We start from the raw sequence: 25,706 nt of genomic DNA, 5'->3' as shown, positions 1-25,706 counted from the left end.
CCGTCCGTCAAAACCGTCGGACGGTTCTTACTCGCCAAATTGCTCCTTCCCCCAGGCTAGAAAGTTTATTTGCTCTGTTTTCTTAACTGCTGCATGGCCTGTTCGTAAGTAGCTTTACGTTGACTCATCGCTTCTAGGTGTTTTACCTCCAGAGACTTAAACTGCTTGCTGTCAAATTCAACCCATGCCATCAGCTTCGCTGTGTCTGGCGACCCATCTGCGTTAACTTTCTGTCGTTTAGTGGCGGTACAGCATAAATATTTATGCTGAAGTTCCATCTGATTCACTTCAAACCAAGGATCCAGGCTAACCCCGAGATTCCCTGCGTAAAACGTCTGCTTATGATCGTAGAACGGATGATAACCGTAAGGTACCGTTATGACCAAGGTGCCTTTCTCCTTCAGAAGCCGGAAGGCTTGACGCAGTAAAATAGCGGGGTTGGCGAAATGTTCCAGGATCTCTCCCAAAATCACCGTATCGAAAAGATTAGTTGCTTTCCATTCGGTCACATCTGTAAGTAAGAAATGTACGTTATCTCGTACCGGAGCCGACTCTTTGGCCAGTTCTCTCCGGGCATAACGAATGCTTTCAACCTCCAGATCGACGCCGGTTACGCTTAGTCCTTCGCGTGCCAGCAAAATCGAAGTAATCCCCTGGCTGCAGCCTACGTCAAGTATTTTTCTTCCGGTAACCGCACGGCATATCCAATGAATACGAGCTCGCGTCGATTCGTGGGATACCGACGAATTAATCAGACCGTAATAACGTTCGTTTACCCGATCGTAAATCGTCATCTTGTTTCACCTCCATTGTTAACGTAGTTTTCCGAAAACCTGCCACTACTGCATAAACTCTTTCAGCACTTTCTTTTGTTCCGCGGAATTCAGGCGACCCTTCTCTGGGATTTGTCTCATTTGTGTGTTATGCCCGTGATTGACTTCAACGAAGTTGCGAGGGGTTAGCAGCTCATGCGGCAATTCAATAACACTCCCATGCGTGCCGCGGCCCGGAATCTTGACGCGGTATCCGGATAAATACTCCTTAGTCTTGTACAAAAATACATAATAAGGCGGGGATTTGCGAAACATCGGAACCATTTCTCCCTTTAAGACATCTAAAGCGTATCCGTTCTGATTGATTAAGGCTACGGTTCCCGCTTTGGGTCGAAAATCGTAAAGCTGCTGGACGTATGTTCTGTGAAACAAATCGTCGGAATCCATTCGAGCAAGATACAAGTATTCGCTTTTCTCCGCAAAGGCTTTAATTCGGTCTGCACTGTCGCTAATCGTCCCAAACCAAACGTTACGAGGAAGCGGCGGATACTTGGCTAGAATTTCGGTCACGATCCTTTCCGTTTCGGGTACGATTTTGAAGATGGCCAGAAAATCCGAATTGGTTTGGGCTTGCAGCGATTTCAATGTGAAGCTGCGGAAGATTTCGATCCGCTTCTCCAACCATTGGCGCGTGAGCCGCTGGGGATTAAAGCCATACGTATTGAAGTTGCTATCAATCACCACTTTTTTGGACACTTCTTATACCTCCCTTTCGTGATACCTTCCGAGAGTGCGATCCTCGTTATCGTCGTATAGCAAAGCTATCGATCTTACACTATACGCTAGGCAACAAGAGAAGGACAGGACGTATTCCATAAATCTCTGAGAAAATAGTCAAGCGAACTGCCTAAATTTGCTAAGAGGTACAAGCACACAATGCAAATAGATCTCGCAATCATAAACTGGGATCATCAAGCCATTGAAAGGAATGAAATGTCCGATGCCTCAAATTTATTTAGAAACTCGAGACTTGCTTAAGAGAATAGAAGAAGCGGTCGTGAACCGGAGGCCGTTTTCCTTGGTGCGGATCGGCGATGGGGAGAACTTGGTGATGGCTCAGCAAAACGTCTGGTCTTTATCAAAAGTGCTTCAGGAAAGATGGGCGATTAAAGCCAACCGCGGGGAAAAAGGCATCCATTTGCCGAATCTGCCATTGCGTAACGCCGTCGTTTCTTCCGTCCGGAAGGCCACTGTTGTAGGGATTCTGCCCGCTGATGACAATACGATCAACGCACCGGATTATTTAAAAAGACCGTTAACCGATCAAATCCTCTCTTATTACCGAATCGAACCCGCCGTGATCTGCCATGCCGGTGTGAATCGGGAACTGGCCCGTATGGAGGAGTTCTGGTCGCTTCTGTCCGGTCGAAGGGTTTTGATTCTCACGCGGGAAGCTCATAAGATCAAGGAACGTCTCGAAAAGAAGCCGTACAAGCAAAATATCGTGCACGCCTTGGCCTTTAATCAGTGGCAAGAGTACCGGAGTACGCTGAAATGGATTACTGCACATAAGGATAGCTTTGACGTCGCTTTGATCTCCTGCGGGGTTAGTGCAGTTGTTCTTTCCGAACAGATTGCAGCCCTTACGGGTAAGGTGGCGCTCGATTTCGGCAAAGCGAACAATATTATACTAAAGGGGCGCCCCAACTAAGAATGGGACGCCCTTTGTGATCATATCTCCTACTAACGCCTTACTTCCCAATGCGCATCACGCGATCCGCCCAATCCTGGTAGAAGGAGCGTTCGTGGGAGACCAGCAGCACGCTGCCGCGGAATTCAATTAATGCTTGACGCAACGCTTCCTTGGCAACCTGATCCAGGTGATTGGTGGGTTCGTCGAGGATCAAAAAGTTGCAAGGGGTGAGCAGCAACCGGCATAATTTCACTTTCGACTGTTCCCCGCCACTCAGCGTTCCGATCTCTCGTGAGGCCAGCGTCTGATTTATCCCGCAACGAGCCAATTGTTTACGAATCTCCTTGCCGTCTAAATCGGGACGATAGTCGGAGATATATTGGATCGGCGATAGAGTCGGATTCTCCCAAGCAAGGTCCTGCTCAAAATAGCCAATATGCACCCGATCCGCAAAACGAGCATCACCGGATACGGGAGACAGCCTCCGAACCAACGTGTTTAGCAACGTCGACTTGCCGATGCCGTTGAAGCCTGTTACCACCAGTTTTTGACCGCCGGGTACTTTAAAAGAAAGCGGCGGCAACAACGGTTGGCCATAACCGACCACGAGCCGGCGTGTCTCCAGCGCGATAAGGCCGGGTGGCGCCAGCTCTTGAAACCGAAACGCAGGTGGATGGGTCTGAACCGGCGGTCCCAGACGTTCCATCCTCTCCAGTTGCTTGCGCCGTCCTTGGGCGATTTTACTGTTAACGCCAGCAATGTTCTTGCGGATATAGCTTTCCGTTGTTTCAATTTTCTTCTGCTGTGCTTCATAACGTCGTTCGTAATCGAGTCGCAGATGTTCCTTCTGTCGTACATAGTCATTGTAGCTTCCCGGGTATTTCCGGATTGACCCAAACTCAATATCACAGATGCAGTTCGTGACCTTCTGGAGGAACGCGGCATCATGAGAAACGATGACATAAGCGCCACGGAATGCAACCAACGCGCCGGACAGCCATTCTACATGCTCCCGGTCCAGGAAATTGGTCGGCTCATCGAGCAGCAATACATCCGGCTCACTGAGCAGCAACTTAGCCAAGATAACCCGAGCCCTTTGGCCGCCGCTTAACTCCGACAGCGGCCTCTCCATACCCATCGCATGAATTCCCAGGCCCATGGCCGTTTGTTCAATTCGGCTGTCGATCCCGTAAAAATCACCGGTATCCAGCTTTTCCTGGCATAACGCCGCCTGTCTCAACTTGCTCTCATCCCCCGTGATCGCAACCTCCTGATAGATCTCGGTCATTTTGCGTTCCAACTTATAAAGCTCGTCAAAAGCGGTTTTCATATAGTTGCGGATCGTCACATCTCCCGGTATCCGGGCATATTGATCCAAATGACCCAACCGTAGACGCGGCTGCCATTTAATGATGCCTTGATCGGGAATCACCTCGCCGGTTAACATGCGGATCAGCGTGCTTTTTCCCGCGCCGTTTTGCCCGACGAGTCCCATATGCTCTCCCGCATGTAATTCCAACGAAGCCGCGCGATAAAGTTCCTTGTCCGCGAAACGATGGGTAATGCCGCTCATTTCTAATAAACTCATGTGAATGACCTCTCTTCTGTTGAAATAAAAAAAGCAGAGAAACAAGCGCCTAACGGCGCCAGTCCTCTGCTCTGGGGGAACCCCGTAAAAAAACACAAAGGACCAAGGACAAAACATTGTCCTTGGTCCTTAAATCATGCATTTATCGGTTTAAAGCCGCATCCGAATAAGCGTAGGTTCTTCCCCCCTATGCGTTCCGTGCCTAGCTTTAGACCGATGAATGCAGGAAGCTAAGCTTCCCGATTAAGCTCCGCACAATGCTTCATCCTGAACATGTGTACGGAGCGAAGTTCCCTAACGAGTTTTCCATTTTGGAGGTAAATCATGGTTTACACCAACCTTTCCATAAATCCCCTTTATTTTATCATAAATGCCCTTCATTTTCACGCCCTTCTCAAAATCTCTATGCGGATATCTCACAAGGAGGCTTCCGGTACGTGGACAACGACATTTCCTTCCATCCACGACTCCGGCGGCATCGTTAGCGTTGTCTTGGATCCCAACAAATCCAAAATCACCTCGCGATCGTCAAACGGAATCCTTTGTCCCTTTGCGATCAAGTGAGTCTCATGACCTCTACCCGCAACAACAACGCAGTCTCCGGGATGGGCAAGTTCAAGGGCCTGCGAAATGGCTTCCCGCCGGTCCAGAACCGCCGTATAACCGCTACTCGGGATGGGTCCCCCCTCCAGCCCCTCCAACATGTCGCGAAGGATCGAGTCGGGGTCTTCCGATCGGGTATTATCCGACGTAAAAATCGCGAAATCCGCGTAAGATGCTGCTACCCGGGCCATGATCGGGCGTTTCATCCGGTCCTTGTCCCCTTCGCACCCGCATACACAGTATAATTTGCCATGCGTCAGCGTTTTGGCGGTTTGCAGTACATTCTCCAATCCATCCGGATTATGGGCGTAATCCAGGATGATGGTAAAATCTTGTCCGGCGTAGATCGGTTCGAATCGTCCCATCACCCCTTCAAACGCTTCCAGGCTCCGTTTTACCTGCTGAAGCGGAATCCCCTCCGACAAGCTTACCGCGATGGCCGCCAGAGCGTTATACACGTTAAATATTCCTAGCAGCTTCAAATTCAGTTGGGTCCTCCCTTGGAAGGTATCCACCTGGAGTGACGTTCCATCCGGCTTCATCTGGATTTCGCTCGCACGAATGTCCGCTCTGTTCTTGACGCCATACGTAATGACCTGAGCGGCTGTTTTACGGGCATATAGGGGAGAAACCGGATCATCCGCATTCAAAATCGCGATCTTCGGCTCATCTCCGTAGGCGCTGCCCAGCTGCGAGAACAGCAGTGATTTCGTATCGCTGTACCGTTCCATCGATTCGTGATAATCCAAATGGTCATGTGTGACATTGGTCAAAACCGCTGTGCGGAATTGGCACCCCCTGACCCTGCCCATATCAAGTGCGTGGGAAGATACCTCAACCACCGCATACTCCGCGCCCTGTTCCAACATCGTGTGGAAATTCCGCTGCAGCACATGGGATTCAGGTGTGGTGTTTACGGTCTGTTCCCTGTAATTCCCGATTCGCATATATAACGTACCAATCAGTCCGGTTCGTTTATCATTTTCATTAAATATATGCTCGACTAAATGGGTTGTCGTCGTTTTTCCGTTTGTGCCTGTAATCCCGATTAACTTCAACCGGCTTGTCGGCCGACCATAGAATACATCCGCCAGAATGGCCAATGCCCGCCGCGCATCCGGAACCTGCACGGTCGTAATGTGGGAAGGGATCTCTGACAGCTTCCTCTCAGTGATCAGGGCGATTGCGCCGGCATTAACCGCCTGAACCGCAAATTGGTGTCCATCGTAGACGGTACCTGGCAAGCATACGAACAAACACCCTTGCATCACCCGCCGCGAATCGATTTCGATTCCGCTGATGTCCAGTTCAACCTTCCCCTGCACCTCTTTGATGAATAATGGATTCAATAGAAGGTTCAGCTTCACTTATTCCCCTGCTTTCCTAGGTCCTGAACGCCTTTGTGGTTACATGTTGCCCGCCGAAAATCCGGTTTATTCCCCATATTTCGACTTCATCACCAAGATCCTATTTGCTTATTGCAAACTCTAAATCAAAAAAGCAGGCCCCTTACGGGCCTGCTTTTATCATGAGGAAGCGGTAGGTTCCTGGGCTGCCGGTTTGCCAGCCTCTAGCAGCGGTTGGTTACGTCCGAGAAAGATCGATAGGAACAGGATTAGAAGTCCTGTACCGATTAACAGCCATTCGATCGCGACCGCATCGGCGATTGGGCCGAAGATCAACATCCCTATCGGCATCATGGAAGTGGAGATCATGCTGAATACGCCAAAGATTCTGCCCATATAGTTTTCATCGACTTTCTCCTGAATCATTGTCATCGTTGGGGTATTAAAAGCCGGCATCGCCACGCCGAACAAAGCCATAAACGCCAAGTAGACCCAGAAGACAGGAACGATGCCTAGCAAGAAGGTGCACAAGCCCATGAGAACGGTAGCTAAGGTCATGGTGTGGACTTTGTTCCGAAAGCCTCCCCATGCCGCGATCAGCCCCCCTCCAGCCATCATCCCCACGGAGAAGGCGATTTCGATCGCCGTGAGCCGCCAAACCTCATCGCCAAAGCTCCGAGTAACCTGAAGCGGGGTTAAAAAGGCGGCTGGGGCCATCAGAATAAAAAAGATTGCCATAAACTTAAAGAAGGATTTCAGATAAGCTTGTCGACCTATGTAAGCCAGTCCCTCTTTAAGATCGTTGAAGTAACTGGTCGGCGGTTGATCGGAGGCTTTGGGATGAGACGGTATTCGAAAATAAAGAAGCAACGTCAGTATCGCAATCGCCGCCGTAACCACATCGATGAAGAAGATCGCTTCGATTGTCGCTACGGTAAGGAGCGCGGCACTAACGATCGGGGACACAAACATAATTACCGCCTGGATGCTTCCGTTGATCCCGTTCACCTTGGTCAACCGGTCAGTAGGTACGATCTGCGGCAAAATCGCCCCAACTGCCGGTGTCTGCACGCCCGAACCAAGCGCCCGGATTGCAGCGATCGCGAACAACAACCATGCCTCTTTGTAGCCCATCAAGAACAGGATTGCCATCACCAGCGTGGACATTGCAATCATGCCATCCGCCAGCATGATCAACACCTTCCGGTTGTAGCGATCTGCCCAGACGCCCGCCACAGGAGATAATAGAAACGTCGGGATGAAACCGCATAGAATGTATAGGGTCATCATGATCCCTGATTTGGTATTTAACGTGATGTACCACATGATTGCATATTGCACGAGCGAAGAACCAAACAACGAAATGGTTTGACTGCTCAAGAAGAGAACAATATTCCTTCTCCACGATTCCTTTGGTACGGATTGATTTGACCTGTCTGCGTTATTCACGGCCATCCCCTTCCAACTTCATGTATTTAGGTATTATTATACTTTAATCGAACCCGATTCCCCAAACAATGGAAATGTTGACTATAAAAAAATAACCCCGTTAGCCGGGGTTACGCAGAAGATCATTACATTTTGACGTTTTCTTCCTTGGCCATGGAGCGAATGTAAAATGCCCCAAGTACCGAACAAAGCAGGAAAGTGAAAAAAGCCATCGCCGCCGCTTGCTCGCGTTCCTGGAAGACGCTGAACACCTGCTGCATCGAGACCCCCAGCATTTGCGGGGAGTTGGCGCCCAGCAGGAACGGAGCCGTAAACGAGCCGATCACTCCCATGAATACAAAGGTGAGGGCAACCAGGAACGTTTTATACGAAAGAGGGAAAATAAATCTCGCAAACAGCCTGAACCTCCCTGCCCCAACATCCTTGGCGCTTTCGATGACCGACGAAGGAATCCCGGCCAACGCGGAGCTGAGCAGCATCGTTGTAAACGGAATGTTGAACCAGAGATTCGCGATTATGATCCCTTTCTCATCGAAAATGATACGCGGCAGCGTGACTCCGATATGCTCTAACAGGCGTGCCAGCCACCCGTGGTTGCCGAGAAGATTGATTAATCCGTAGGTGGCGATGACCCCCGGGATGAATAAAGGGATCATATAGGTTTTCCGGATCAACTCGACGATCGGTCCTTGATTGAAGCGCATGTATACCGCCAAGCTATAGCTGATCAGCAGCACCAACGCGCAGGTGATTACGGTTATCCGAAGCGTAAATAGGATGTTCGCCCGCATCCCCTTATCGGTAAACAAAACGTGGTATCGGCTCAGGTCATATCCACCCGTCTCGTTGGTGAGGCTTAACATCAGGGATTGAAGGATCGGAATAATGACGACGACCAATAAAATCGCGAAGGAGGGGAGGACCATCGCCAACCCCGCCAACGCTTGTTTCCACTCCTTACTCATTGCGCAGCAACGTCGCTCTGCCAGCGTTTGTTGATTTCTGTACCTAAATCCCCGATGTTAAAGGTGCGGAAGCCTTCGGCAACGCCCTTGAATTTCTCTTGGGTTTCTTGCGGCATATTGGCCAGTTCGATGCCCGGGAACCCGTTCATTTTCTCAACGATGACCGCTTGGGCTTCCGGCGATAGGACGAAGTTCAGGAACTGATAAATCGCCTCTTGCTTATCCGATTCCCCGTTCACCATCAGATAAGTTGGACCGCCGTTAAAGCCAGGTGTGATTTGTTGCATTTTGACCGTATCGGGAAGCAGCCCTTCATTCAGCTGTTGCAGTACCATATCCGACCATGCCGGAATCAGTGAAACCTCGCCGTTCATCAGCAGATCCAGCGTGCCCTGGTTTTTCTTGGGGTAAATGCCGTCGCCGTAAACATATTGGCCAAGTTCCTTCAGCGTTTGGAACCCAGGATCCCATTTATCCATTACCGATGGATCGGAATTGTGAATATCCTCTTCGGGAAGATCCTTGTAGATCACCGTCTGCACGAACGAACTCCCCGAACCGCCGGTGGACGGGTCATTATAAGCGAATTGCCCCGGGTTGGCTTTGATCCAGGCCAGCAATTCGTCCAATGTTTTCGGCGGATTCGTAACTTTCGTACTGTCATAAGCTAAGACAACGGCGGAAGAGCGATAAGGAATTGCGTAATTGTCCACGTCCTTCATCGTGTCCGCATTGACATTGGCCAAGTTAGGGATCGCATTCGTCTCTAATTGCTTCCATACCCCATCTTTCGTGCCCTGGGCCACGACGCCGATTCCATCCTCGTATAAATCGATATCGCCCGAGCCTTTGCCGGCTTGCTTCGCGGCCAGAATGCGGTCGTAAGTTGGTTCTGCGCCAGTTCCGGACGGAATGTAAACCAGGTTCACATCAACCTGATCGTTTTGCTCCTCAAACATCGGAACGAGCGTATCCCATAGATCTTTGACGTTCTGCGAACCCGTAAAATAGAAGTTAAACTTGACGGGCGCGCTGGCCGCAGCCGGAGCCGTAGTTGATTCACTTGGCGATGATGCATTCGACGCCGCTCCATTTGCACCGCCACCGCCACATGCGGAGAGTAGCGTCATTGATAATAACGCAGTAGATAATAGGGTTAACCATGGTCTTTTGGATCGCATTTTCGTTTATCCTCCCTTAGTTAGGTTCGCCTGTCGGAAACCCAATCAATTTAACGATCTGTACGCCAACTTCTTTCCCGATAAACAGATGCTGCGTGGCTTCCTTGGACTGAAACGTCCGCAGAATCCCCCATCCAGCCAGTTCAACGGTGACCTCAGCGTAATGCCCGAGGACCATCACCTGCTTGATCTTCCCTTCCAACAACTCGCCCTTCTCCGTCAATTCACTTAAGACTACGTCCTCCGGTCGGAATGCCGCGGTGATTTTACCGCTGAGTCGCTTCTCGTTCGGAAAGCGAAGCGCGCCGATCCGGATGCTCCCTTCATCCGCCACCCCCTCCAAAAAGTTCATTTTGCCGATAAAACCGGCTACATATAAAGACTCGGGCGCATCATAAATCTGTTGTGGACCGGCAATCTGTTCAATGCGCCCGTGATTCATAACAACGATCCGGTCAGAGAGCGACAAAGCCTCTTCCTGATCATGCGTAACGAATACCATCGTGAGTCCGGTTTGCATCTGGATTTCGCGAAGCTCCTCGCGCATTTCATGACGCAGCTTCGCGTCCAGCGCCGAGAAAGGCTCGTCCAGCAACAGCACGGCCGGCTTGAGCAGCAGGGACCGGGCCAAGGCGACGCGTTGTTGCTGGCCGCCCGATAATTCGGCCGGATACTTCTTCTCGTACCCCGAGAGACGGACCAGCTTGAGCGCATCGGCGACCGCTGCGCGAATTTCCGCTTTGGGTACTTTGCGAATCTTCAGGCCGAAAGCTAGGTTATCGTAAACGGACATATGCGACCATAAGTTGTAGCTTTGGAAAACCATCGAGGTCGGACGTTTTTCGGGCGGCAGCCCGATGACACTTTGACCTTCAATCCGAATGTCGCCCGAATCCGGCTCGAGAAAACCGCCAATGCTGCGCAGCACCGTCGTTTTGCCGCATCCCGAGGGACCTAACAACGTCACCAACTCGCCTTGTTCCACCGTTAAATTGATATCGCTGACCCCGTCTCCTGTCTTGTAGCGTTTCGTCAAATTACGTACCGCTAATATCATGTTAGTTACTGCCCCTTTCTCCCATGGTCGGCTTATTTCGTTTGGAATCCGCTTGCCAGCACATCGGCGCTGACCAACCGCTGCGCGGCAAGCAGCAAGAGGATCGTTGGCAAGGTCAGGATGATGGAGAATACCGCACCCGCGCTGCTCGGAAAGTCCGAGATAATGGAATACATGACGATGGGCATCGTCTTGAAATCGGGAATACCGACGAGAAACGTCCCTTGTGCTTCATCCAACGAATTCAGAAACGTAAAGACCGAAGCGACCATAATCCCGGGCATCGCCATCGGCAGCGTGATGCTGCGGAACACCCGGAACGGACTGGCTCCGACATCCCGTGCCGATTCCTCCTGGGCCCGATGCACATTGCGGAAGGATGCCGTCGGGATCCAGGTCATAAACATCAGCACGTTGATCATGTGAATCAAGACAACCCCCAGCAAGGTGTTCATTAAACCGATCCGGTAGAACAATACCGCAATCGAGACATACAGTCCCATCTTCGGGAACGCATGCGTCAGCAGGAACGAGAACAGGAACATTCGCTTTAGCGGAAACTGAATTCTTGCAAATGCGTAAGCTGCGGGTATGCAGATGACGATCGATAAGGCCGTCACGATGGCCGCGATGAAGAACGACAACGAGATCGATGAGACGATATCATCCTTAGCCAGGACGAAGTTCCACCACTTGAAGCCCCAGGCTTCCGGCAGCACGTCCGGGTAGTTCCATTTCTCACTGAACGCGAGCACCAGCAAATTCAAAAGCGGCCCGGCAAAAAATATCGCAAAAACCGTTAGCAGCACAAATTCGATGATTCTCTTTGCCCCGACTTTTTTCCAGTACCAAAGCATTTAACTCACTCCTTTCCTTCTGTTGATTGGCGGATGACGACATGGCTGTTGTATTCCACCAGTTTCGGCAAATCCGTTACACCTCGGATCAGCTTGTCGAGCAGCTCCACCGCGTCCCTTCCGATGCCTGTTGCATCTACGCTGACCGTGGACAGGGACGGCGAATACATACTGCCGAGCTCAATGTCGTCATAACCCATCACCGCCACCTCCTGCGGAATGCGGACCCCGCGATCCAGCAACAGCTTCATCGCCCCCAGCGCCAGCATGTCGTTAGTCGTAAACAAGGCGGAATAACCTTGATCTATGAAAACCTGATAGTGCTCTTCCATTAGCTTGATTCCGTAAGCAAAGTTGGACTCCGGAGATGGAACAATCTTCACGGCACTCGATTGCGTGGAGATACCGAGTTGTTCCAGGCGGCGGGTGAACCCCGCCAAGCGCAGCGAATGGCTGCGATGCTCGATCGGACCGGCAATAACGAAAAATTTTCGATGGCCCTGCCCGTGCAAATAATCGGCCGCTCGGCCTCCCCCGGTTTCATCATTGCTGACCAAATGGATGACTTCGGGGTCATCGGTCGAGCCGTTGACCATTAGATAAGGAAGATTGAATTTTTTGACATAATCAATCACGTTCTTCTGAAGTCGGCTAACCAGAATCAATCCGTCTACCCGCTGTTCCAGCAAAAAATCCGTAGAACGTAAGCTCATTTCCCGATCCGTTTTCAAGAAGACAGAATACCCCCGAGCTTCGGATGCCACAAGGATTTCATCAATTATCTTGCCGTAAAGCGGATGGGAGACAATGGGCGGCTGCTCTCGAAACACGATTACGCCAAGGTTGTTCGTTCGTTTGGTTACCATGGCTCGCGCAACGGCATTCGGCTTGTAGCGGAGTGTTTCCGCTGCTTGCAGGACGCGTTCCTTCACCTCAGGGCTGGCATACCCATTGCCGGAAATGACTCGGGAAGCCGTGGATTTGGACACCCCGGCCAACTGAGCTAACTCCCGAAGGCCATGGTTCGTCTTATTCGTCAACGTACGATCTCCCTTCTTTGTTTAACGTTTCAGCTTTCACCGCTAGAAGCGCAGCAACGTCACGGGTCGTGATCGAATCCACACCCATGCCGGCCATTCGCCGCATTTCTGATGGATCCGAAACGGTCCAAACAAATACGGCTAGACCTGCTCGTTTCGCTGCATCCATGAACTCAGGCCGAATCAATTGATACGGGACATTTAAACCGAAACATCTGGCCGCACGTCCCTCATCACAAGCTCGATCAACGGCTTCGGCATAAGGGCTTGTCAGGAAACTGTCGATGTTCACGTTCAGCAGCTTTCGGAATTGCCGAGCTCTGCGATCGGCCTCTAGTGCGACGGGGTACTCGCATCCGCTAAAGAAAGCTTGGTCGGCCATCTCCATTCTGGTCAGCATCTCTGCTAAAGGTTCTAGACAAGCAGCGGATTTGATGTCAAGATTCATTGTTTTGCCGGTTTCCTTAATCCACCGAAGAACCGAGGCTAGCGGAAGCCGATCTTCAACCGATTGTTCATCCAACTCCGCCAACGTCATGTCCGATAACCTTCCGGTGCGCCCCTCCGCCAATGCCACTTCGTCATCATGTGCCAGGACAAGTCCTCCGTCGCGAGTAACTCGAATGTCATCCTCATAAACGTCTGCCCCGATTGCCAGTGCTGCCCGGAATGAGGCGAGGGAGTGATCAGGATGTCCCATGCAGCCGGTATGGGCCGTTACTAACGGAAATTGCTTCATGCCATGAAGTACCTCCTTAATCGAAATAAACCGGGTTGGTAAAAGCGATGATTGCATGAGCCCCTTGCACGATGCCCCAAAGCTCAGCCCGCAGCCATTTTCGAGGCCCGGGTGAAAGCAGCAAACCGGATAGACAAACCGGCTCATTCGCGTTGTTTTTGCTCCACGTGACCTCTATATCCAATTCCTGCCCCTGGTCGGAGCAGAGAATTAGCTTGATGGTTTGATCGGATAAGAACCATAATCCCGATCTCACTGTAAAATCGATGGTTACACTAGCTTGCAACTCCCGCTGATCCTCCGCTTGCAACGGTGAGGAGACCACGGAGCCTAACTCGAACTTATGGCCATCGGCAAATATCGCAAGGTTCAGCAGAGGCCCGACCGTAACGGTAGCTCTCCCCTCCCGCAGGGAGTCAACCAGCAGTTCCTCCGTCGGCTGCTCGCCGTCTGGGATACCGAGATATGTGACTGATAGAGGTTCTTCTGTTTTCATCTGCGCATGCCAATCTCGACCCGAAGTCGCGGAGATCCGAAATCCCTCATTCAGCTTGTCGGTCCAAAGGGCAAAAGCTCGTCGGTTATTGGTGCGGATGGAAGCGAACGTGCCGGACCAGACTTCGATATAATCGACGACGGACCAATCCTTCAGCTCATATTCCCAATAACATCCCGTACATGCCGGACTCCCGATCCGGAACGGATGGGCCAACCCCGCAATGCCGCCAAGGCGATGCACTGCCTGAATGCCGTCTGCGATCTGGCTTGGGTCCGCACTTCGCCAATCCGCGTATTCGCTTAACCCTAGCGTGACCATATGCCCATAAAACGTTGTCCACTCCATGCCGGGCAGGATTAGTAGCCCGTATTGGCTAGCGATGGAATCCTTCCCCGCGAGCCCTGACATCGTGTTGTGGTCCGTTAGGGCGATCGCGTCGAAGCCCAGTTCAACAGCCCCCGCCGCCAGCTCTTCCAGCGTTTGGACGCCATCGCTGTGCTGCGTATGCGTATGCAGCTCGCAAGCTATCCATCTCACCTCCACTTCAACTCCTTTCCGCCCAAATTTGTAATCGATATTCGCACGAATCCGTCACGATACAATGAATGCTCAACGTGACTTGCCAATCACCGGCAAGCAGCCGGCCTGGCATCAGCCCCGGTGAAGCGTGGTCCACGGCGAGTTCTAGTTCTAACGTCGGGTCATGGCGATGACAGGCTCCTCGATAACCGATCGGATCATCTAACGAGAGTGTGATCAGATTTTTCAACGGAAGGTAACTGTCCGCTTGGGTTAACGCCGGTTCTCTTTGTTCCGGCAGTAGGTAAGAATCGAAACTTTGCATGAGCAGCATCAACGATCGGTCACGATCTTCCAGCACTTTCGGAGCATACTCAAAGCGTAGTTGCAGCAGTTTGCAGTCTTGATCTATTTGAAACGGAATGCGGACATGCGTTTTGGAATTTTCCGGTGTAAAGCGTCCTTTCCTATCCAGAACCGGCAAGTGCAAAATGATTCACCGTCCTCTTCTTGAATTACTGCTTAGGGACTTGTTCCCGACTGGGAACGGTCCCATATATCTCTCATGGTACTGGGCAAACATCAAGGCGGTATCATCCGCATGTTAATCTTCTGTAAAGGACAAGGATAGTAGCCTCCTAAAATAAAAAATAGTCGATTAGGATTCTACGCTCCTGATCAACTATTTTTACATTGCCTGGGGTGCTGAAGATATCGGAATCCTTAGCGCCCTTGCATCATTTTTTTGTAAGCGGAATACTGATGAATCGCAACGCCGCCGAATCCTTCGTGCTGCGCATAATACGCGTTGATCGCCTTAATCTGTTTGTCCAAGTAGACCGAACCTTTGTTGTAGTACGTGATTTCATTTGGAATCGTAGAACCATTCGGCGCACTGGTCTCTGCGCCAATGTACACCTTTTTGCCCAGTTTGGCCGCGTAATTCGCTTCCACCAGAGACGCACGAATTTGCCGTTCGGCCGTGTCACGATACGCCATCAGGGATGCGGTATCCACAATATCCAATACAAAGTAACTTAAGGGCTTACGTTGTCCACCCGTATCGACCATCACAGGATTCTCCCCCGAGGCATACCAACAGGGAATCGCTGCGTTGAACTCTAGTGAGTCGCCGCTTGCTTTGATTTCTCCAGCGATTTTCTTCAATACTTGGATGTACTGATAGTTGACGGAACCCCGCTTGGTTTTGTATTCCGCTAAAGTGTGCGGTTCGATATCATATTGAATCCCGTCAAAGACACTGGCCGGGTGAGATCCATTAAACGAAAGCACCTGTTGCAGTTCAGCTAACGCCTCGCGATGGCGGCCCTCCAAGGCCCATTCCGCTCTTCCAACCAGCGCAAAGACACGAATCCCCTCCTCATGTGCTCTAAGGATCAACTCTTCGTAAGTAGCGGGTTGATCTGGTAAAGTCTTGCTCGTTCCGATAAACAACAGGTTGATGTCCTGTTCTTTCAAAAACTTCAATATCGCCGTGATTTTGTTCGAGTTCGAAGCGGCTTCATAAAAATCCCACGCCCAAATCGCCTTGGTTTGCGGCTCCTTCGCTTGGGCCGGAGAGGTAACTCCGCATGCTAAAATCAAACAAATCGCCAATAACAGAAGTATCGCCTTATTCTTCACTCGGTTCATCTCGTTTCTCTACGCTCCAATCCTTCTCGTATTTCTCCTCGCTCTGGATAAGGGGGTTCACTTCCCCTATCACAGGGTTATTCGATTCAGAATGAGATTAACACAAAAAGGATGGTCAACGAATGATCAATTTGACCCAAAGTGCAGGGCGTCGGGGCCTGATTATTGGGCTATTCTGCCATTCACTTAGCCGACAGCCCTTGATTGAACCGGTCCAAGGACCGCTGCTGGATTTGGAGCGCACGGTCAATCCCCATGGTATGAATTTGCTCCACATAGCCTTCAAACGCATCGAGCGGTTCGATTCCGTAGATGATTTTAAGCGACATCTCATCCACGATCCGGTTGACGTCTTGCATAATCATGGAGAATTCCGTGCTCTCCTCCTCGGTTTTAGGCAGGGATGGCAAAGTGTGGAGCGCGGCATCCGTATCGGACCAGAGCCGGGTTGCCTCTTGCTGTTCCCGCAGCGTGTAATACTGTTCCATATAACGCACATCCTGCACAAACGGACCGAAATAGCTGGCTCGGGTGTACATCGCCAGGGCTTGCGACGGAGCCCATTGGTTCGGATTTTTCAAGATGAGGTCCGTATAGGTGGGATCCCCGTCCTTCATTTCGTAGCTGACTCCCTCCATCCCGAAGTTGAACAACAAATGACCTTCCGGGCTATACCCGTAATCTAGCATTCGGGCCGCTTCCTCCACATGCGGATTGCTTGTCGAGATCGCAACGCCGCCGCTGGCGCCAACGGCTGGGGCGAACTGGCCGAATTTCGGACGATCGCCTTTGTTCAACACCGGATATGGTGCCGGCGCCAGTTCTACGGAGGGGTCCTTCGCCTGCATTAGAGGCAGCCAGGTCCCGATCCCCGCCCCGGCATTCCAAATGCTTGCGCCGCTGCGTCCAAGAATCATGCTGGTGTCCTGGGTTTCCGAATCCACGGCCGCAAGATTGGGATCGATCAGCCCTTCCTTGAACCAGTCGCGGAACAAGGCAAGAAACGCTTTATACTCCGGTTCGATCGCGCCGAACTTCACCTTTCCCTGCTCCTGATAGAAGTCTTTCTTGATTCCAAAAGCGCCAACGAACCCGCCACCTTCTATGCCGAACAGCGGATTCGGTACGCCAAGAAACGTCAGCGGCGCTTTAGCCCCCTTGTGTTCCTTGAATGCTATTAGCACATCATGCCATTCTGCGATCGTCTCCGGCACCTCGAGCCCAAGTTCATCAAGCCAATCCTTGCGAATGATAGGCCCCTGGTACGTGCGGAGTCGCTTGTCGCCCTGAATGAAGGGGAAAGCGTAATAACTCCCGTTGGCCGTGCGAACCTGCAGATCGATGTCGGGATGCTCGCTGAGGTACTCTTTCAGATGAGGAGCGTATTGATCAATGATCTCATTTAGTCTCAGGATATATCCATCGTTGATCGCTTTCTCAGGACCGCCCGGATAATGGATCCATTCATATTCGATTAAATCCGGCAGCTCGCCGGAAGCCAACAGAACGCTAAGCGCCTCCTTCCCTTGATTGGCGGGGGGCTGGATGAAATTCAAATCGACCCCGGTTCTCCGTTGCCATTCCTGGAAGAAGGGGACCTCATTAAAGTTGGATTTAATGCTGGCCGCATTTCCGTTCAGTTCTGCCCAGTAAGTTAACGTTAGCGGTGTGTCGAGGGCATTGTCCTCACCTGACCCCAACATCTGCGACTTTCCCGCTGAGGCCGCCGAGTTCACGCGAGGTAACCCTTCAGAAGGATCGCATGCTCCCAGCAAAACGACCAGCAGCGCCAGCATCAGCGTCACTGCCCATCCCCGATCTATCATCGGAAGCCGCCCCTTCCGCTTACCCGTTCGATTCATCCCGTAGCCTCCTTCCCGTTCATTCCGCTGATCTCTTTATATCTGCCAGGCGTGATCCCTTCATATTTTTTGAACACCCGAATAAATGTGGCCGCATCGTTATACCCCACGACCTTGGAGAGCTCGCTGATCGAATCGGTTTGGAACCGCATCAGCTCCTTCGCCTTCTCGATTCGGCTTCGATGGATGCTGTCCAGCAACCCTTCACCCGTCTGATTCTTGTAAAGCTTGGACAGATAACTGCCCTTCATGCCAAAATGGTCACCGATCGCATTTACATTCAAATTCACGTCGCTGTAACGAGCCGCTATATAAGCAGTCACTTGCTCCGACAGGCTGCGAAGCGAGTCCTCTCGCTCCCTCGAGAGATGACTTACGCGTTTCGCAGCGGCAAACGTACAAACTTCTTCCAACAAGCCATGTAATGCGCTTTGCATTTCCTGAACGGTATCGCAGGCCAGAACATCGTCGATCCAGAGCGGATAGCCGGCCAGCCTCTCATCGTCATCGTGGCCGCCTATTTCATGAATGACCTTGATCATGGTGCTAACCAGATTGAACATGAGGCATTTCGCAACGTTGAGCGACATCACCGGCTGTTCCAAATTCCGCTTCATAATCTCGTTCATATAACTGCCGGCCTGCTCGGCATCGCCGGCCTTCATCAAGTTGATGAGCTGCTGCTCGGCTTGCAGCGGATAATCGTACCCGTATGGGCCGTCTGCTGACTCCTGACGGATATCCCCGTAAGCGATGATGCCTTTCTTGCCCAAAACCATCTTGTACTCCATCGCGTCCACCGCTTCTTGATACGCTTCGTGAATGCCGATCCAGGATGAATGACGTCCGCTGATCGAGATGGTCAACTCCATGTCATACCGTTCCAAGAACCGCTGCGCTTCCACCGCGATCTCGCTCAGTTCCTGACTCCAACGGGAGGAATCCGTCCGCAGATTCACCAGGCATACCATCATCTCATCCGCCTCCGCGACGTATCCGGCGTGCCCGCGACTTTCGACCAGCTCCTCCACTACGTTGGAGATGATAAGCTGAATCAGCTTGCTCCTTTCGTTCAGGCCCACGCCCGGCAGCTTGTCGTAGAGATGATCCTCATTTTCGATGACAAACAAGATGACAGCAAAATCCAGGGAATGCAGCGACATCTGAAACGAACGAAACGACTCTTCATAAGGAACCAGGGGATCGGTTTTACCTTTGAGCAGCCGGTAAATCAGGTTGGACCGTAACACCTGCTGATGCTTCTGGAGCTGCTGCGCAATCTCGTTCTTCTCCGACCGCGTACGCAGGATCATGTTCTGGATGAAGCGCAATTCGTTGGTCTCCCCCGGTAAGGTTTGCGTAGTCTTATCCGTCAGCGATTCCACGAGCTGTTGAATCGGCGAGTAGTTGCGCCGCATGAAGAACCACGTCAGCACGCCGGCGCCAACCAAGCTAACCAGGATACTGACATACGTGAAGTTACGGACGTTGACGGCCTTTTCCCAATACAATCCGCTTGGGATAATCAAGGCATATTTAAGATCTGATATCGCGGAATCCATGTAGAACAATTCGGATTCGCCTGTTTGTGCTTGATCCAGCCTGACGCGGTTCCCGTCCATAAACGGGAGCAGTACATCGGCATTATTTCGATTCGTCATCAAGACTTCGTTATTCTGATTTAGAATCAGCAGCAGACCCTCACTGAAGCCCGAGATCCCCTCGATCGCTTGCTGGAACCGGCTTGTATCCGTCATGACCACAACGGCCCCCGTCTCTTGACCATTCAGATTCGGCGGCAACTGCGTAACATAAGCGATGGAGGATTCCGCCGGCCCCGCATTCAGATGAGGAAGCACCACAAATCGGTTTGTATCCGCTTCCAAAACGAGGCGTTCCCAGGCCTCCATACTCATCGCACCCGTCTGGTGGATCGTATGAAAAGCGGTTGGCAAATCCCGGATATTGCCCGCCCGAAGGATCGCATCGCCTTTCTTCCAAACCACGTAAAATTCATCAATCGTTGCATACGACGTCTTGAACAAACGAAATTCTTTGACCAACTGATAAGCGGTATAAGGAGCTTCAGCCTCGGACTGGGTCGAGTACATGAGCGTCTGCAGATTCGGACTCCAGGTCATCTCCATATTCAGCCGCTTCATTAGATCGATCTGCGTATCGATCGTATAGCGCATTTGCTTCAGCAGCGAATCGTTCGCCCGGTGAATTTCGCTCTTGAGAGCCGCATTGGCTTGAGCATAAATGACGAGGCTGATCAGAATCGGCACGAACAACACTGCACTATACGAAACGAGCCAGGTCACAATCACGCTTTCCCGCTTCCGCCACAAGGATTGAATGTTCAGCATCCGTTTCTCCCCCGTATCTTTCCGGTTTGTCGGTGCATCGGATCAAGTCCTAATTATAACGTGGTCCCCAGGCAAAAGCCTATAGATAAAAAGTTCAATTCGATTGACAATTACGGCACGCGAGCGGGACTTCACCCTTACCAACGCCAATAACCCGAAGAAACCTTGCGGTCCTTCGGGCCGATTCTATTGGGCTGAACTTTAGAAAATACGCCGGCTCCAGCCTCTAAGCTTAGCGAATGCCTCGACAAAGAAATAATCTCCGTAGATCAACGAAACGTTCACGTTCTGGTTGGCCGGCTTGTGGCCGGTTCCCTGCAGCAGGATCGCCTCATGCTGCGGATCATCCCAGGTGGCGTATTTTGCTGCCAGTGAGCCGAGGATGCGCTCGGCCGCTGCCCGGTAAGGTCGGCCAATCGGCTCATCCAGCAAGCCCGCCAGCTCCAGCAAGCCGGATGCGGCGATCGCTCCAGCCGAGGTGTCGCGTGGAACTTCTTCTCCCTCCTCTACTTGCGATGCGCGGAAATCCCACGGCGGAACGCTGTCTTCCGGCAACCCGGCGATAAAAAAGTTCGCCACGTGCTGGGCCGCGCTTAAGTACGCAGAGTCGCCGGTGTAGCGGTACGTATTCGCCAGTCCGTAAAGCGCCCAAGCGTTTCCCCGGCTCCAGGCGGAGTCGGGACCCGCGCCTTGCCCGCCAAGCGCCTCTATGCGTTCACCCGTTTCCGGATCGAAAGCAACGATATGATGGGTAGAACCGTCCGCTCGCACGAACTCTCTCATGACCCTATCCGCATGAGCTCTGGCGATATGGGCAAACCGCGGATCCCCGCTTTCCTCGGAAGCCCAGAATAACAGCGATACGTTCATCATCGTATCGATAATTGACCAGCCGGCCTTATCGCCGCCGTTCCATGCCCGAATATAACCGCCCCGCGGGTTGAAGCGCCCGGCCAGGTAATTCGCCGCAAATAACCCCCGGCGAAGAGCGTCTTTGTCGCCTGTCAGCTTATATTTGAAGACCGCCGTTGGCAAGTAGTGGAAACCTACGTCATGATCAAAAGCGTTCTCCTCCTGGAACAACTTAAACAAGCGTTCATCCCAAGACCAGGCGGCGTCCTTTAGGGATTGTTCCCCCGTCATGTCATGCATCAGCCACAGGATGCCCGGCCAGAACCCCGAGGTCCACCAATCCATCCTTGTATCGTCATAAATTCCGTCCGATCCCGCAACATGGGGGCACTTATTCCCCAGAGATGCCAGCATGCGGGGTACCTTCGCTTCCAGCCGCGACCAAACCTCTTCACTGATCGTTTCCATGGTCGTTGTCATGCTTCTCCTCCTACACGATTTCTAGTCGATTTGTCTTCCCATCCATTTAACCTTACCCCTTCAACGATCCCACCATAACGCCTTTCACAAAATAACGCTGTAAAAAGGGATACACGCACATGATCGGGAAGGTAGCCACAATAATCGTCGCGTACTTGATCGTCTCCCCGATCTGGAACCGATCGCCGGCCGAGGCGCCGATGGACATGCTATCCGTCGAGTTGGAGATCAGGATCTCGCGAAGCACGAGCTGCAGCGGGAACAGCTCCCGACTTTTGATGAACACCGAGGCATAAAACCAACCATTCCATTTATCCACGGCATAATACAAAATCATCACGGCGATCACGGGCATCGAGAGCGGCAAAATGATCCGAAACAGAATCGTAAAATGATTCGCCCCATCGATCTTCGCCGATTCCTCCAAACTGTCCGGAATTCCCATAAACGAGGTTCGCATGATGATTAAATTAAAAGTGCCAATCGCAAACGGGATAATCGTGGACCATAACGAGTCCAGGAGGCCAACGCCCTTGACGACCAAGTACATGGGGATCAGACCGCCGCCGAAGAACATCGTGAACACAATGAGGAACATGAAGACCTTGTTCCACATCACGTTATTGCGGGATAATACATAAGCCCCTAAGGCGGTCATAAAAATGTTGACGGTCACCCCAAAAACGACGATAAACAACGTATTGCGAAACCCGACCCCGATCCCCGGGTTAGCCAGCACGCTCCGATAAGCTTCCAGACTGAAGCCAACCGGCCTCCATAACAGCCCTTTGTAGGCCAACAGACGCGCCGGATCACTGAAGGAGGCAAACAAGACATACAACAGCGGATATAAGGTAGCTATGACGAGTAACAGTAACAGCGTATAATTCACGAGATTAAATAACCGATCCAACCAACTGCTTTCCGTCTTCATCGCTTTCACCTCACCATAAGCTGTTTTCATTCACTTTGCGGCTGATGTAGTTCGCGGAGACGAGCAGCGCGAGATTGATCACCGAATTAAATAACCCAACGGCGGAGCTGTAGCTCCAGCCGAATTCCAGCAGACCCTTGCGGTACACGAACGACGAAATGACATCCGCCGTCTCGTACGTGACCGGGTTGTAGAGCAGAATGATTTTTTCGAAACCAACATTAAGCAGATTCCCCATCCGCAGGATGAACATGATGGTGATGACAGGCAGCAGCCCCGGTAGCGTGATATAGATCATCTGCTTAAGCCGACTGGCTCCGTCCATTCGCGCCGCCTCGTATTGCTCCAGATCGATGCTCATCAAAGCCGCGATATAAATGATCGATTCCCATCCGATGCGCTGCCAGATCTCAGACAACACATAAATCGGCCGGAACAGCTCCGGCTTCTGCAGCATCGCTTGCCCATCGTACCCCAGCAGCATGAACAAGCGGTTTATCAAGCCGTCTGCATTGGTAAAATCCGTAATGATGCCGCAGATCACCACCAGGGAGATAAAATACGGCATGTACGTAATCGTTTGTACGACCCGTTTAAAGTAGCGGCGGCGCACCTCGTTGATCAGCAAGGCCAAGAGAATCGGTGCCGGAAACTCAAACGCCAACGTATATAAACTGATGAGTATCGTGTTTTTGAGCACCCGCAGGAAATAGTAGCTTCCGAAGAAGTCCTCGAAATGCTTCAGTCCAACCCAGTCGCTCCCGAGAATCCCCTTGATCGGGGTGAAGTCCTTAAATGCGATGATCGCGCCGTACATCGGGCCGTAATGGAAAATAACATAATAGGCGATGACGGGGATCATCATCAGATACAGGTATTTGTTCATCCGGAAGTCGCGGACGAAACGTCGTTTGAAGGAGGTTGGTTTGCTCATGCGTGTTCGGATACACCTCATTTCTATTCGGGAGGGCGTACGCGCCCTCCCGCATTGCGATTACCGGCTGTTGTAACGCTCCAGTGCCGCAGTCTGGATCTCGATTGCCCGGTCTAGGCGAAGAGACTTCATCTTCTCCACATAGCTTTCGAATTGGTCGACAGACTCTTCACCCAAAATGATCTTGATCGTCATCTCATCCACCAGCGTGTTGATATCGTTCATAATCGCCGCATATTCCGAGCTTTCTTCAGGCGTTGGCGTGATCGGAGGCAACTGGTATTTCGCGGCATCGGTATTCTTCCAGATTTCGATGGCATCCCGCTGCGTTTGTAGAGCGAAGAACTGCTCCGCGTAACGTTTGTCTTGCACGAACGGTCCGTTATAGCTCCCGCGGGCGTGTAACGAGATCGCTTGCGCCGGTGCGAGTTTGTCGGAGTTCTTCAGGAGCAAGTCCGTGTATTTCGGATACCCGTCCACCATCTCGTAGCTTACGCCTTCTTCCCCGAAGTTGAAGAACATATGCCCTTCCTCGCTGTAACCGTAATCCAGCAGTCGTACCGCGAGCTCCGGATCCTTGGACGCCGTCGTTATCGCGACCGTTCCTTCGGACGAGTACGCCTGATTCCGCTGTCCGAATTTCGGCTTGTCGCCTTTGTTCAGCACCGGATAAGGGGCAGCCACCAGCACCGCCTTCGGATCGTTCGCTTCCACTAGCGGCTGCCACTTTCCGATCCCGCCGCCGGCGTTGCCGATCGTGGCACCCGTGGCGCCGGCAGCAAGGTTACTGTCCATCGCTTTGGAGTCGACCGTGGCGATATTTTTATCAAGTAACCCTTCCTTGTACCAGCCCTGGAACAATCTTAAGTATTCTTTGAAACCGGATTCCGCAGGTCCGAACTTTATCGCGCCGTCTTCTTGGTAGAAGCCAAGCGTCACTCCATAAGCGCCAAGGAACGCCCCGTTGTAAGATTCATTAAAGAATCGTGGCTTGCTGACCATCGAAAGCGGAGCAGCGGCTCCCTTCTTCTCTTTGAACGCTCTTAGCGTTGCGGTCCACTCATCGATGGTTTCCGGCACCGGTAGTCCTAAGTCATCCAGCCAGTCCTTACGGATGATGGGTCCCTGGAATACCCGCAGGTACTCATCCCCCCGGATAAACGGGAACACGTAGTAGCTGCCGCTATCGGTTTTTACCATTTTATCGATATCCGGATTCTCCTCCAGATACTTCTTCAGATTTGGCGCGTGCTTGTCGATGAGATCGTTCAGGCGGAGAATGTATCCATCACTGATCGCTTTCTCGGGTCCGCCGGGAAAACTCATGAAATTGTATTCGATCATATCCGGCAAATCACCCGATGCCAGCATGACATTTAGCGCCTCTTTAGCTTGACCGGCTGGCGGTGACGTAAATTCGAGTTGAACCCCGGTTTTCTCCTGCCACTTCTGAAAGAAAGGCACGTCGTTAAGCGAGTTCACCACTCCGATCAGGTTTCCTGTCAGATCCCCCCAATACGTTAGCGACTTATCGGTTTGAATGGGATAGGTCGTCGCCTCCGTCACCGACGTATTCCCTCCTGAATTGACTCCTTCTTCGTTCTGAGTTCCACGATTCGCCTGCCCTCCATTTGAGCAAGCCAGCAGCGTGGTTCCAAGCAAGCCGATGGCCAGACCGGTTGATACCCATCGGGTGATCGATCTTGTGTTCATGAACCTTCCCCCTCCATAATGAGTGATAGTCATTAACCCATCCCCAGCATAAGGGTGGTGATCAGGGCGAGCCTATGGGCAAAACCTCCAATGGAATGTTGATTTCGTTCGGGGTCAATTGATCATTGATCTAATGGGGTTGATGATATGTAAAAAATGCCCACCGAACGCTTAGGTTCAGTGAGCATATGTGGGACCAGATCGGGGTTAATCTAGATGAGCAACGGCGCTGATTTCGATCAGTTGCTCCGGCGACGCCAGGTAAGTCACGCCAAGCAAGCTGCCGGCCGGCCGATGTTCTCCTACATAGTCCTTAAACAACCCAAGGACAGCTTCAAAATGCTCCTGTGGGTGGGTCAAATAAATCTCCAGATAAGCAAGGTTCGCTCTCTTGGCTCCAAAGCTCTCGAGCACGCGATCCAGATTGTCGAGCGTCTGTCGGGTTTGGGCCTCGATATCCCCCGCACCAACAAATGCGCCTTGCGCATCGTGGGAGAATTGTCCTGAAATGTAGAGTGTCCCGTTCACCGCGTAGCCCTGGGAAATACCGTGATCCCACAAATCATGATTGTACGTTTGGATATGTGCCATTGTTTTCTC

Annotated in this window: 22 protein-coding genes; 1 reads left to right on the top strand and 21 read right to left on the bottom strand. The window is 51.8% G+C overall.

The annotated features are described in order from the left end of the window. Window positions 1-65: 65 nt before the first annotated feature. Together IM700_RS13845 and IM700_RS13840 are read right to left on the bottom strand one after the other, a co-directional pair. The gene (locus IM700_RS13845; RefSeq protein WP_193416149.1) at window positions 66-794 is read right to left on the bottom strand and encodes a class I SAM-dependent methyltransferase; all 729 of its coding nucleotides are present in this window, start codon (window positions 792-794) and stop codon (window positions 66-68) included. Window positions 795-839: 45 nt separating this feature from the next. Beyond that, entirely contained in the window at window positions 840-1,529 is a 690-nt protein-coding gene (locus tag IM700_RS13840) for a glycosyltransferase (protein WP_193416148.1), read from the bottom strand. A gap of 232 nt (window positions 1,530-1,761) precedes the next feature. Between IM700_RS13840 and IM700_RS13835 the strand changes: the two genes are divergently transcribed. After that, window positions 1,762-2,484 carry a GT-D fold domain-containing glycosyltransferase gene (locus IM700_RS13835; protein WP_418888784.1) on the top strand — a complete coding sequence of 241 codons (723 nt, stop codon included), beginning with the start codon at window positions 1,762-1,764 and terminating at the stop codon, window positions 2,482-2,484. A 40-nt stretch (window positions 2,485-2,524) separates the two neighbouring features. Here IM700_RS13835 and IM700_RS13830 read toward each other — a convergent pair whose 3' ends face one another. The 19 genes from IM700_RS13830 to IM700_RS13740 form a co-directional block, all read right to left on the bottom strand. Beyond that, on the bottom strand, window positions 2,525-4,054 hold the full coding sequence (locus tag IM700_RS13830; RefSeq protein ID WP_193416146.1) for an ABC-F family ATP-binding cassette domain-containing protein: 1,530 nt from the start codon (window positions 4,052-4,054) through the stop codon (window positions 2,525-2,527). Window positions 4,055-4,470: 416 nt separating this feature from the next. Next, entirely contained in the window at window positions 4,471-6,024 is a 1,554-nt protein-coding gene (locus IM700_RS13825; RefSeq protein ID WP_193416145.1) for a UDP-N-acetylmuramoyl-L-alanyl-D-glutamate--2,6-diaminopimelate ligase, read from the bottom strand. Between the two features lie 159 nt (window positions 6,025-6,183). Next, window positions 6,184-7,458, bottom strand: coding sequence for an MFS transporter (locus tag IM700_RS13820; RefSeq protein WP_193416144.1), 1,275 nt, complete (start codon window positions 7,456-7,458; stop codon window positions 6,184-6,186). A gap of 119 nt (window positions 7,459-7,577) precedes the next feature. Then, complete coding sequence (locus IM700_RS13815; RefSeq protein WP_193416143.1) at window positions 7,578-8,417, bottom strand: ABC transporter permease; 840 nt, start codon at window positions 8,415-8,417, stop codon at window positions 7,578-7,580. Continuing rightward, the gene (locus tag IM700_RS13810; RefSeq protein WP_193416142.1) at window positions 8,414-9,598 is read right to left on the bottom strand and encodes an extracellular solute-binding protein; all 1,185 of its coding nucleotides are present in this window, start codon (window positions 9,596-9,598) and stop codon (window positions 8,414-8,416) included. Before IM700_RS13810 ends, IM700_RS13815 begins: the two co-directional genes overlap by 4 nt. Window positions 9,599-9,614: 16 nt before the next feature. Continuing rightward, window positions 9,615-10,655 (bottom strand): ABC transporter ATP-binding protein, encoded by a 1,041-nt coding sequence (locus IM700_RS13805; RefSeq protein ID WP_193416141.1) that lies wholly within the window; start codon window positions 10,653-10,655, stop codon window positions 9,615-9,617. A gap of 32 nt (window positions 10,656-10,687) precedes the next feature. Beyond that, window positions 10,688-11,512 carry an ABC transporter permease gene (locus IM700_RS13800; RefSeq protein WP_155607939.1) on the bottom strand — a complete coding sequence of 275 codons (825 nt, stop codon included), beginning with the start codon at window positions 11,510-11,512 and terminating at the stop codon, window positions 10,688-10,690. Between the two features lie 5 nt (window positions 11,513-11,517). Then, entirely contained in the window at window positions 11,518-12,552 is a 1,035-nt protein-coding gene (locus IM700_RS13795) for a LacI family DNA-binding transcriptional regulator (RefSeq protein ID WP_193416140.1), read from the bottom strand. After that, window positions 12,542-13,291, bottom strand: coding sequence for a glycerophosphodiester phosphodiesterase (locus IM700_RS13790; protein ID WP_193416139.1), 750 nt, complete (start codon window positions 13,289-13,291; stop codon window positions 12,542-12,544). Before IM700_RS13790 ends, IM700_RS13795 begins: the two co-directional genes overlap by 11 nt. Before the next feature lie 16 nt (window positions 13,292-13,307). Further along, window positions 13,308-14,327, bottom strand: a complete 1,020-nt coding sequence (locus IM700_RS13785) for a CehA/McbA family metallohydrolase (RefSeq protein ID WP_193416138.1) — start codon at window positions 14,325-14,327, stop codon at window positions 13,308-13,310. 7 nt (window positions 14,328-14,334) lie between these two features. Next, window positions 14,335-14,799: a hypothetical protein gene (locus IM700_RS13780; protein WP_239483889.1), complete on the bottom strand. Its 465-nt coding sequence runs from the start codon at window positions 14,797-14,799 to the stop codon at window positions 14,335-14,337. A 233-nt stretch (window positions 14,800-15,032) separates the two neighbouring features. After that, window positions 15,033-15,962 (bottom strand): hypothetical protein, encoded by a 930-nt coding sequence (locus tag IM700_RS13775; RefSeq protein ID WP_193416137.1) that lies wholly within the window; start codon window positions 15,960-15,962, stop codon window positions 15,033-15,035. A gap of 182 nt (window positions 15,963-16,144) precedes the next feature. Then, entirely contained in the window at window positions 16,145-17,824 is a 1,680-nt protein-coding gene (locus IM700_RS13770) for an extracellular solute-binding protein (RefSeq protein ID WP_239483888.1), read from the bottom strand. Further along, on the bottom strand, window positions 17,821-20,193 hold the full coding sequence (locus tag IM700_RS13765; RefSeq protein WP_193416136.1) for a helix-turn-helix domain-containing protein: 2,373 nt from the start codon (window positions 20,191-20,193) through the stop codon (window positions 17,821-17,823). Before IM700_RS13765 ends, IM700_RS13770 begins: the two co-directional genes overlap by 4 nt. Window positions 20,194-20,394: 201 nt before the next feature. Then, window positions 20,395-21,525: a glycoside hydrolase family 88 protein gene (locus IM700_RS13760; RefSeq protein ID WP_193416135.1), complete on the bottom strand. Its 1,131-nt coding sequence runs from the start codon at window positions 21,523-21,525 to the stop codon at window positions 20,395-20,397. A gap of 52 nt (window positions 21,526-21,577) precedes the next feature. After that, a complete protein-coding gene (locus IM700_RS13755; protein WP_193416134.1) occupies window positions 21,578-22,459 on the bottom strand; it encodes a carbohydrate ABC transporter permease in 882 nt (293 codons plus the stop codon). A 10-nt stretch (window positions 22,460-22,469) separates the two neighbouring features. Next, window positions 22,470-23,393, bottom strand: a complete 924-nt coding sequence (locus tag IM700_RS13750; protein ID WP_193416133.1) for an ABC transporter permease — start codon at window positions 23,391-23,393, stop codon at window positions 22,470-22,472. A gap of 60 nt (window positions 23,394-23,453) precedes the next feature. Further along, window positions 23,454-25,106: an extracellular solute-binding protein gene (locus IM700_RS13745; RefSeq protein WP_193416132.1), complete on the bottom strand. Its 1,653-nt coding sequence runs from the start codon at window positions 25,104-25,106 to the stop codon at window positions 23,454-23,456. A gap of 207 nt (window positions 25,107-25,313) precedes the next feature. Beyond that, complete coding sequence (locus IM700_RS13740) at window positions 25,314-25,697, bottom strand: RidA family protein (RefSeq protein WP_155607930.1); 384 nt, start codon at window positions 25,695-25,697, stop codon at window positions 25,314-25,316. Window positions 25,698-25,706 lie beyond the last annotated feature (9 nt).

This window comes from Paenibacillus rhizolycopersici (assembly GCF_014947195.2).
Lineage (GTDB): Bacteria > Bacillota > Bacilli > Paenibacillales > Paenibacillaceae > Fontibacillus > Fontibacillus rhizolycopersici.
This window is presented reverse-complemented; position numbering and strand designations above follow the sequence as displayed.

Bases quoted from the DNA above. Each gene is read 5' to 3' on its own strand.
- IM700_RS13815 (WP_193416143.1), bottom strand. From the start codon at position 8,417: ATGAGTAAGGAGTGGAAACAAGCGTTGGCGGGGTTGGCGATGGTCCTC.
- IM700_RS13765 (WP_193416136.1), bottom strand. From the start codon at position 20,193: ATGCTGAACATTCAATCCTTGTGGCGGAAGCGGGAAAGCGTGATTGTG.
- IM700_RS13790 (WP_193416139.1), bottom strand. From the start codon at position 13,291: ATGAAGCAATTTCCGTTAGTAACGGCCCATACCGGCTGCATGGGACAT.
- IM700_RS13800 (WP_155607939.1), bottom strand. From the start codon at position 11,512: ATGCTTTGGTACTGGAAAAAAGTCGGGGCAAAGAGAATCATCGAATTT.
- IM700_RS13755 (WP_193416134.1), bottom strand. From the start codon at position 22,459: ATGAAGACGGAAAGCAGTTGGTTGGATCGGTTATTTAATCTCGTGAAT.
- IM700_RS13810 (WP_193416142.1), bottom strand. From the start codon at position 9,598: ATGCGATCCAAAAGACCATGGTTAACCCTATTATCTACTGCGTTATTA.
- IM700_RS13805 (WP_193416141.1), bottom strand. From the start codon at position 10,655: ATGATATTAGCGGTACGTAATTTGACGAAACGCTACAAGACAGGAGAC.
- IM700_RS13770 (WP_239483888.1), bottom strand. From the start codon at position 17,824: ATGAATCGAACGGGTAAGCGGAAGGGGCGGCTTCCGATGATAGATCGG.
- IM700_RS13750 (WP_193416133.1), bottom strand. From the start codon at position 23,393: ATGAGCAAACCAACCTCCTTCAAACGACGTTTCGTCCGCGACTTCCGG.
- IM700_RS13775 (WP_193416137.1), bottom strand. From the start codon at position 15,962: ATGAACCGAGTGAAGAATAAGGCGATACTTCTGTTATTGGCGATTTGT.
- IM700_RS13740 (WP_155607930.1), bottom strand. From the start codon at position 25,697: ATGGCACATATCCAAACGTACAATCATGATTTGTGGGATCACGGTATT.
- IM700_RS13745 (WP_193416132.1), bottom strand. From the start codon at position 25,106: ATGAACACAAGATCGATCACCCGATGGGTATCAACCGGTCTGGCCATC.
- IM700_RS13820 (WP_193416144.1), bottom strand. From the start codon at position 7,458: ATGGCCGTGAATAACGCAGACAGGTCAAATCAATCCGTACCAAAGGAA.
- IM700_RS13835 (WP_418888784.1), top strand. From the start codon at position 1,762: ATGAAATGTCCGATGCCTCAAATTTATTTAGAAACTCGAGACTTGCTT.
- IM700_RS13760 (WP_193416135.1), bottom strand. From the start codon at position 21,525: ATGACAACGACCATGGAAACGATCAGTGAAGAGGTTTGGTCGCGGCTG.
- IM700_RS13845 (WP_193416149.1), bottom strand. From the start codon at position 794: ATGACGATTTACGATCGGGTAAACGAACGTTATTACGGTCTGATTAAT.
- IM700_RS13830 (WP_193416146.1), bottom strand. From the start codon at position 4,054: ATGAGTTTATTAGAAATGAGCGGCATTACCCATCGTTTCGCGGACAAG.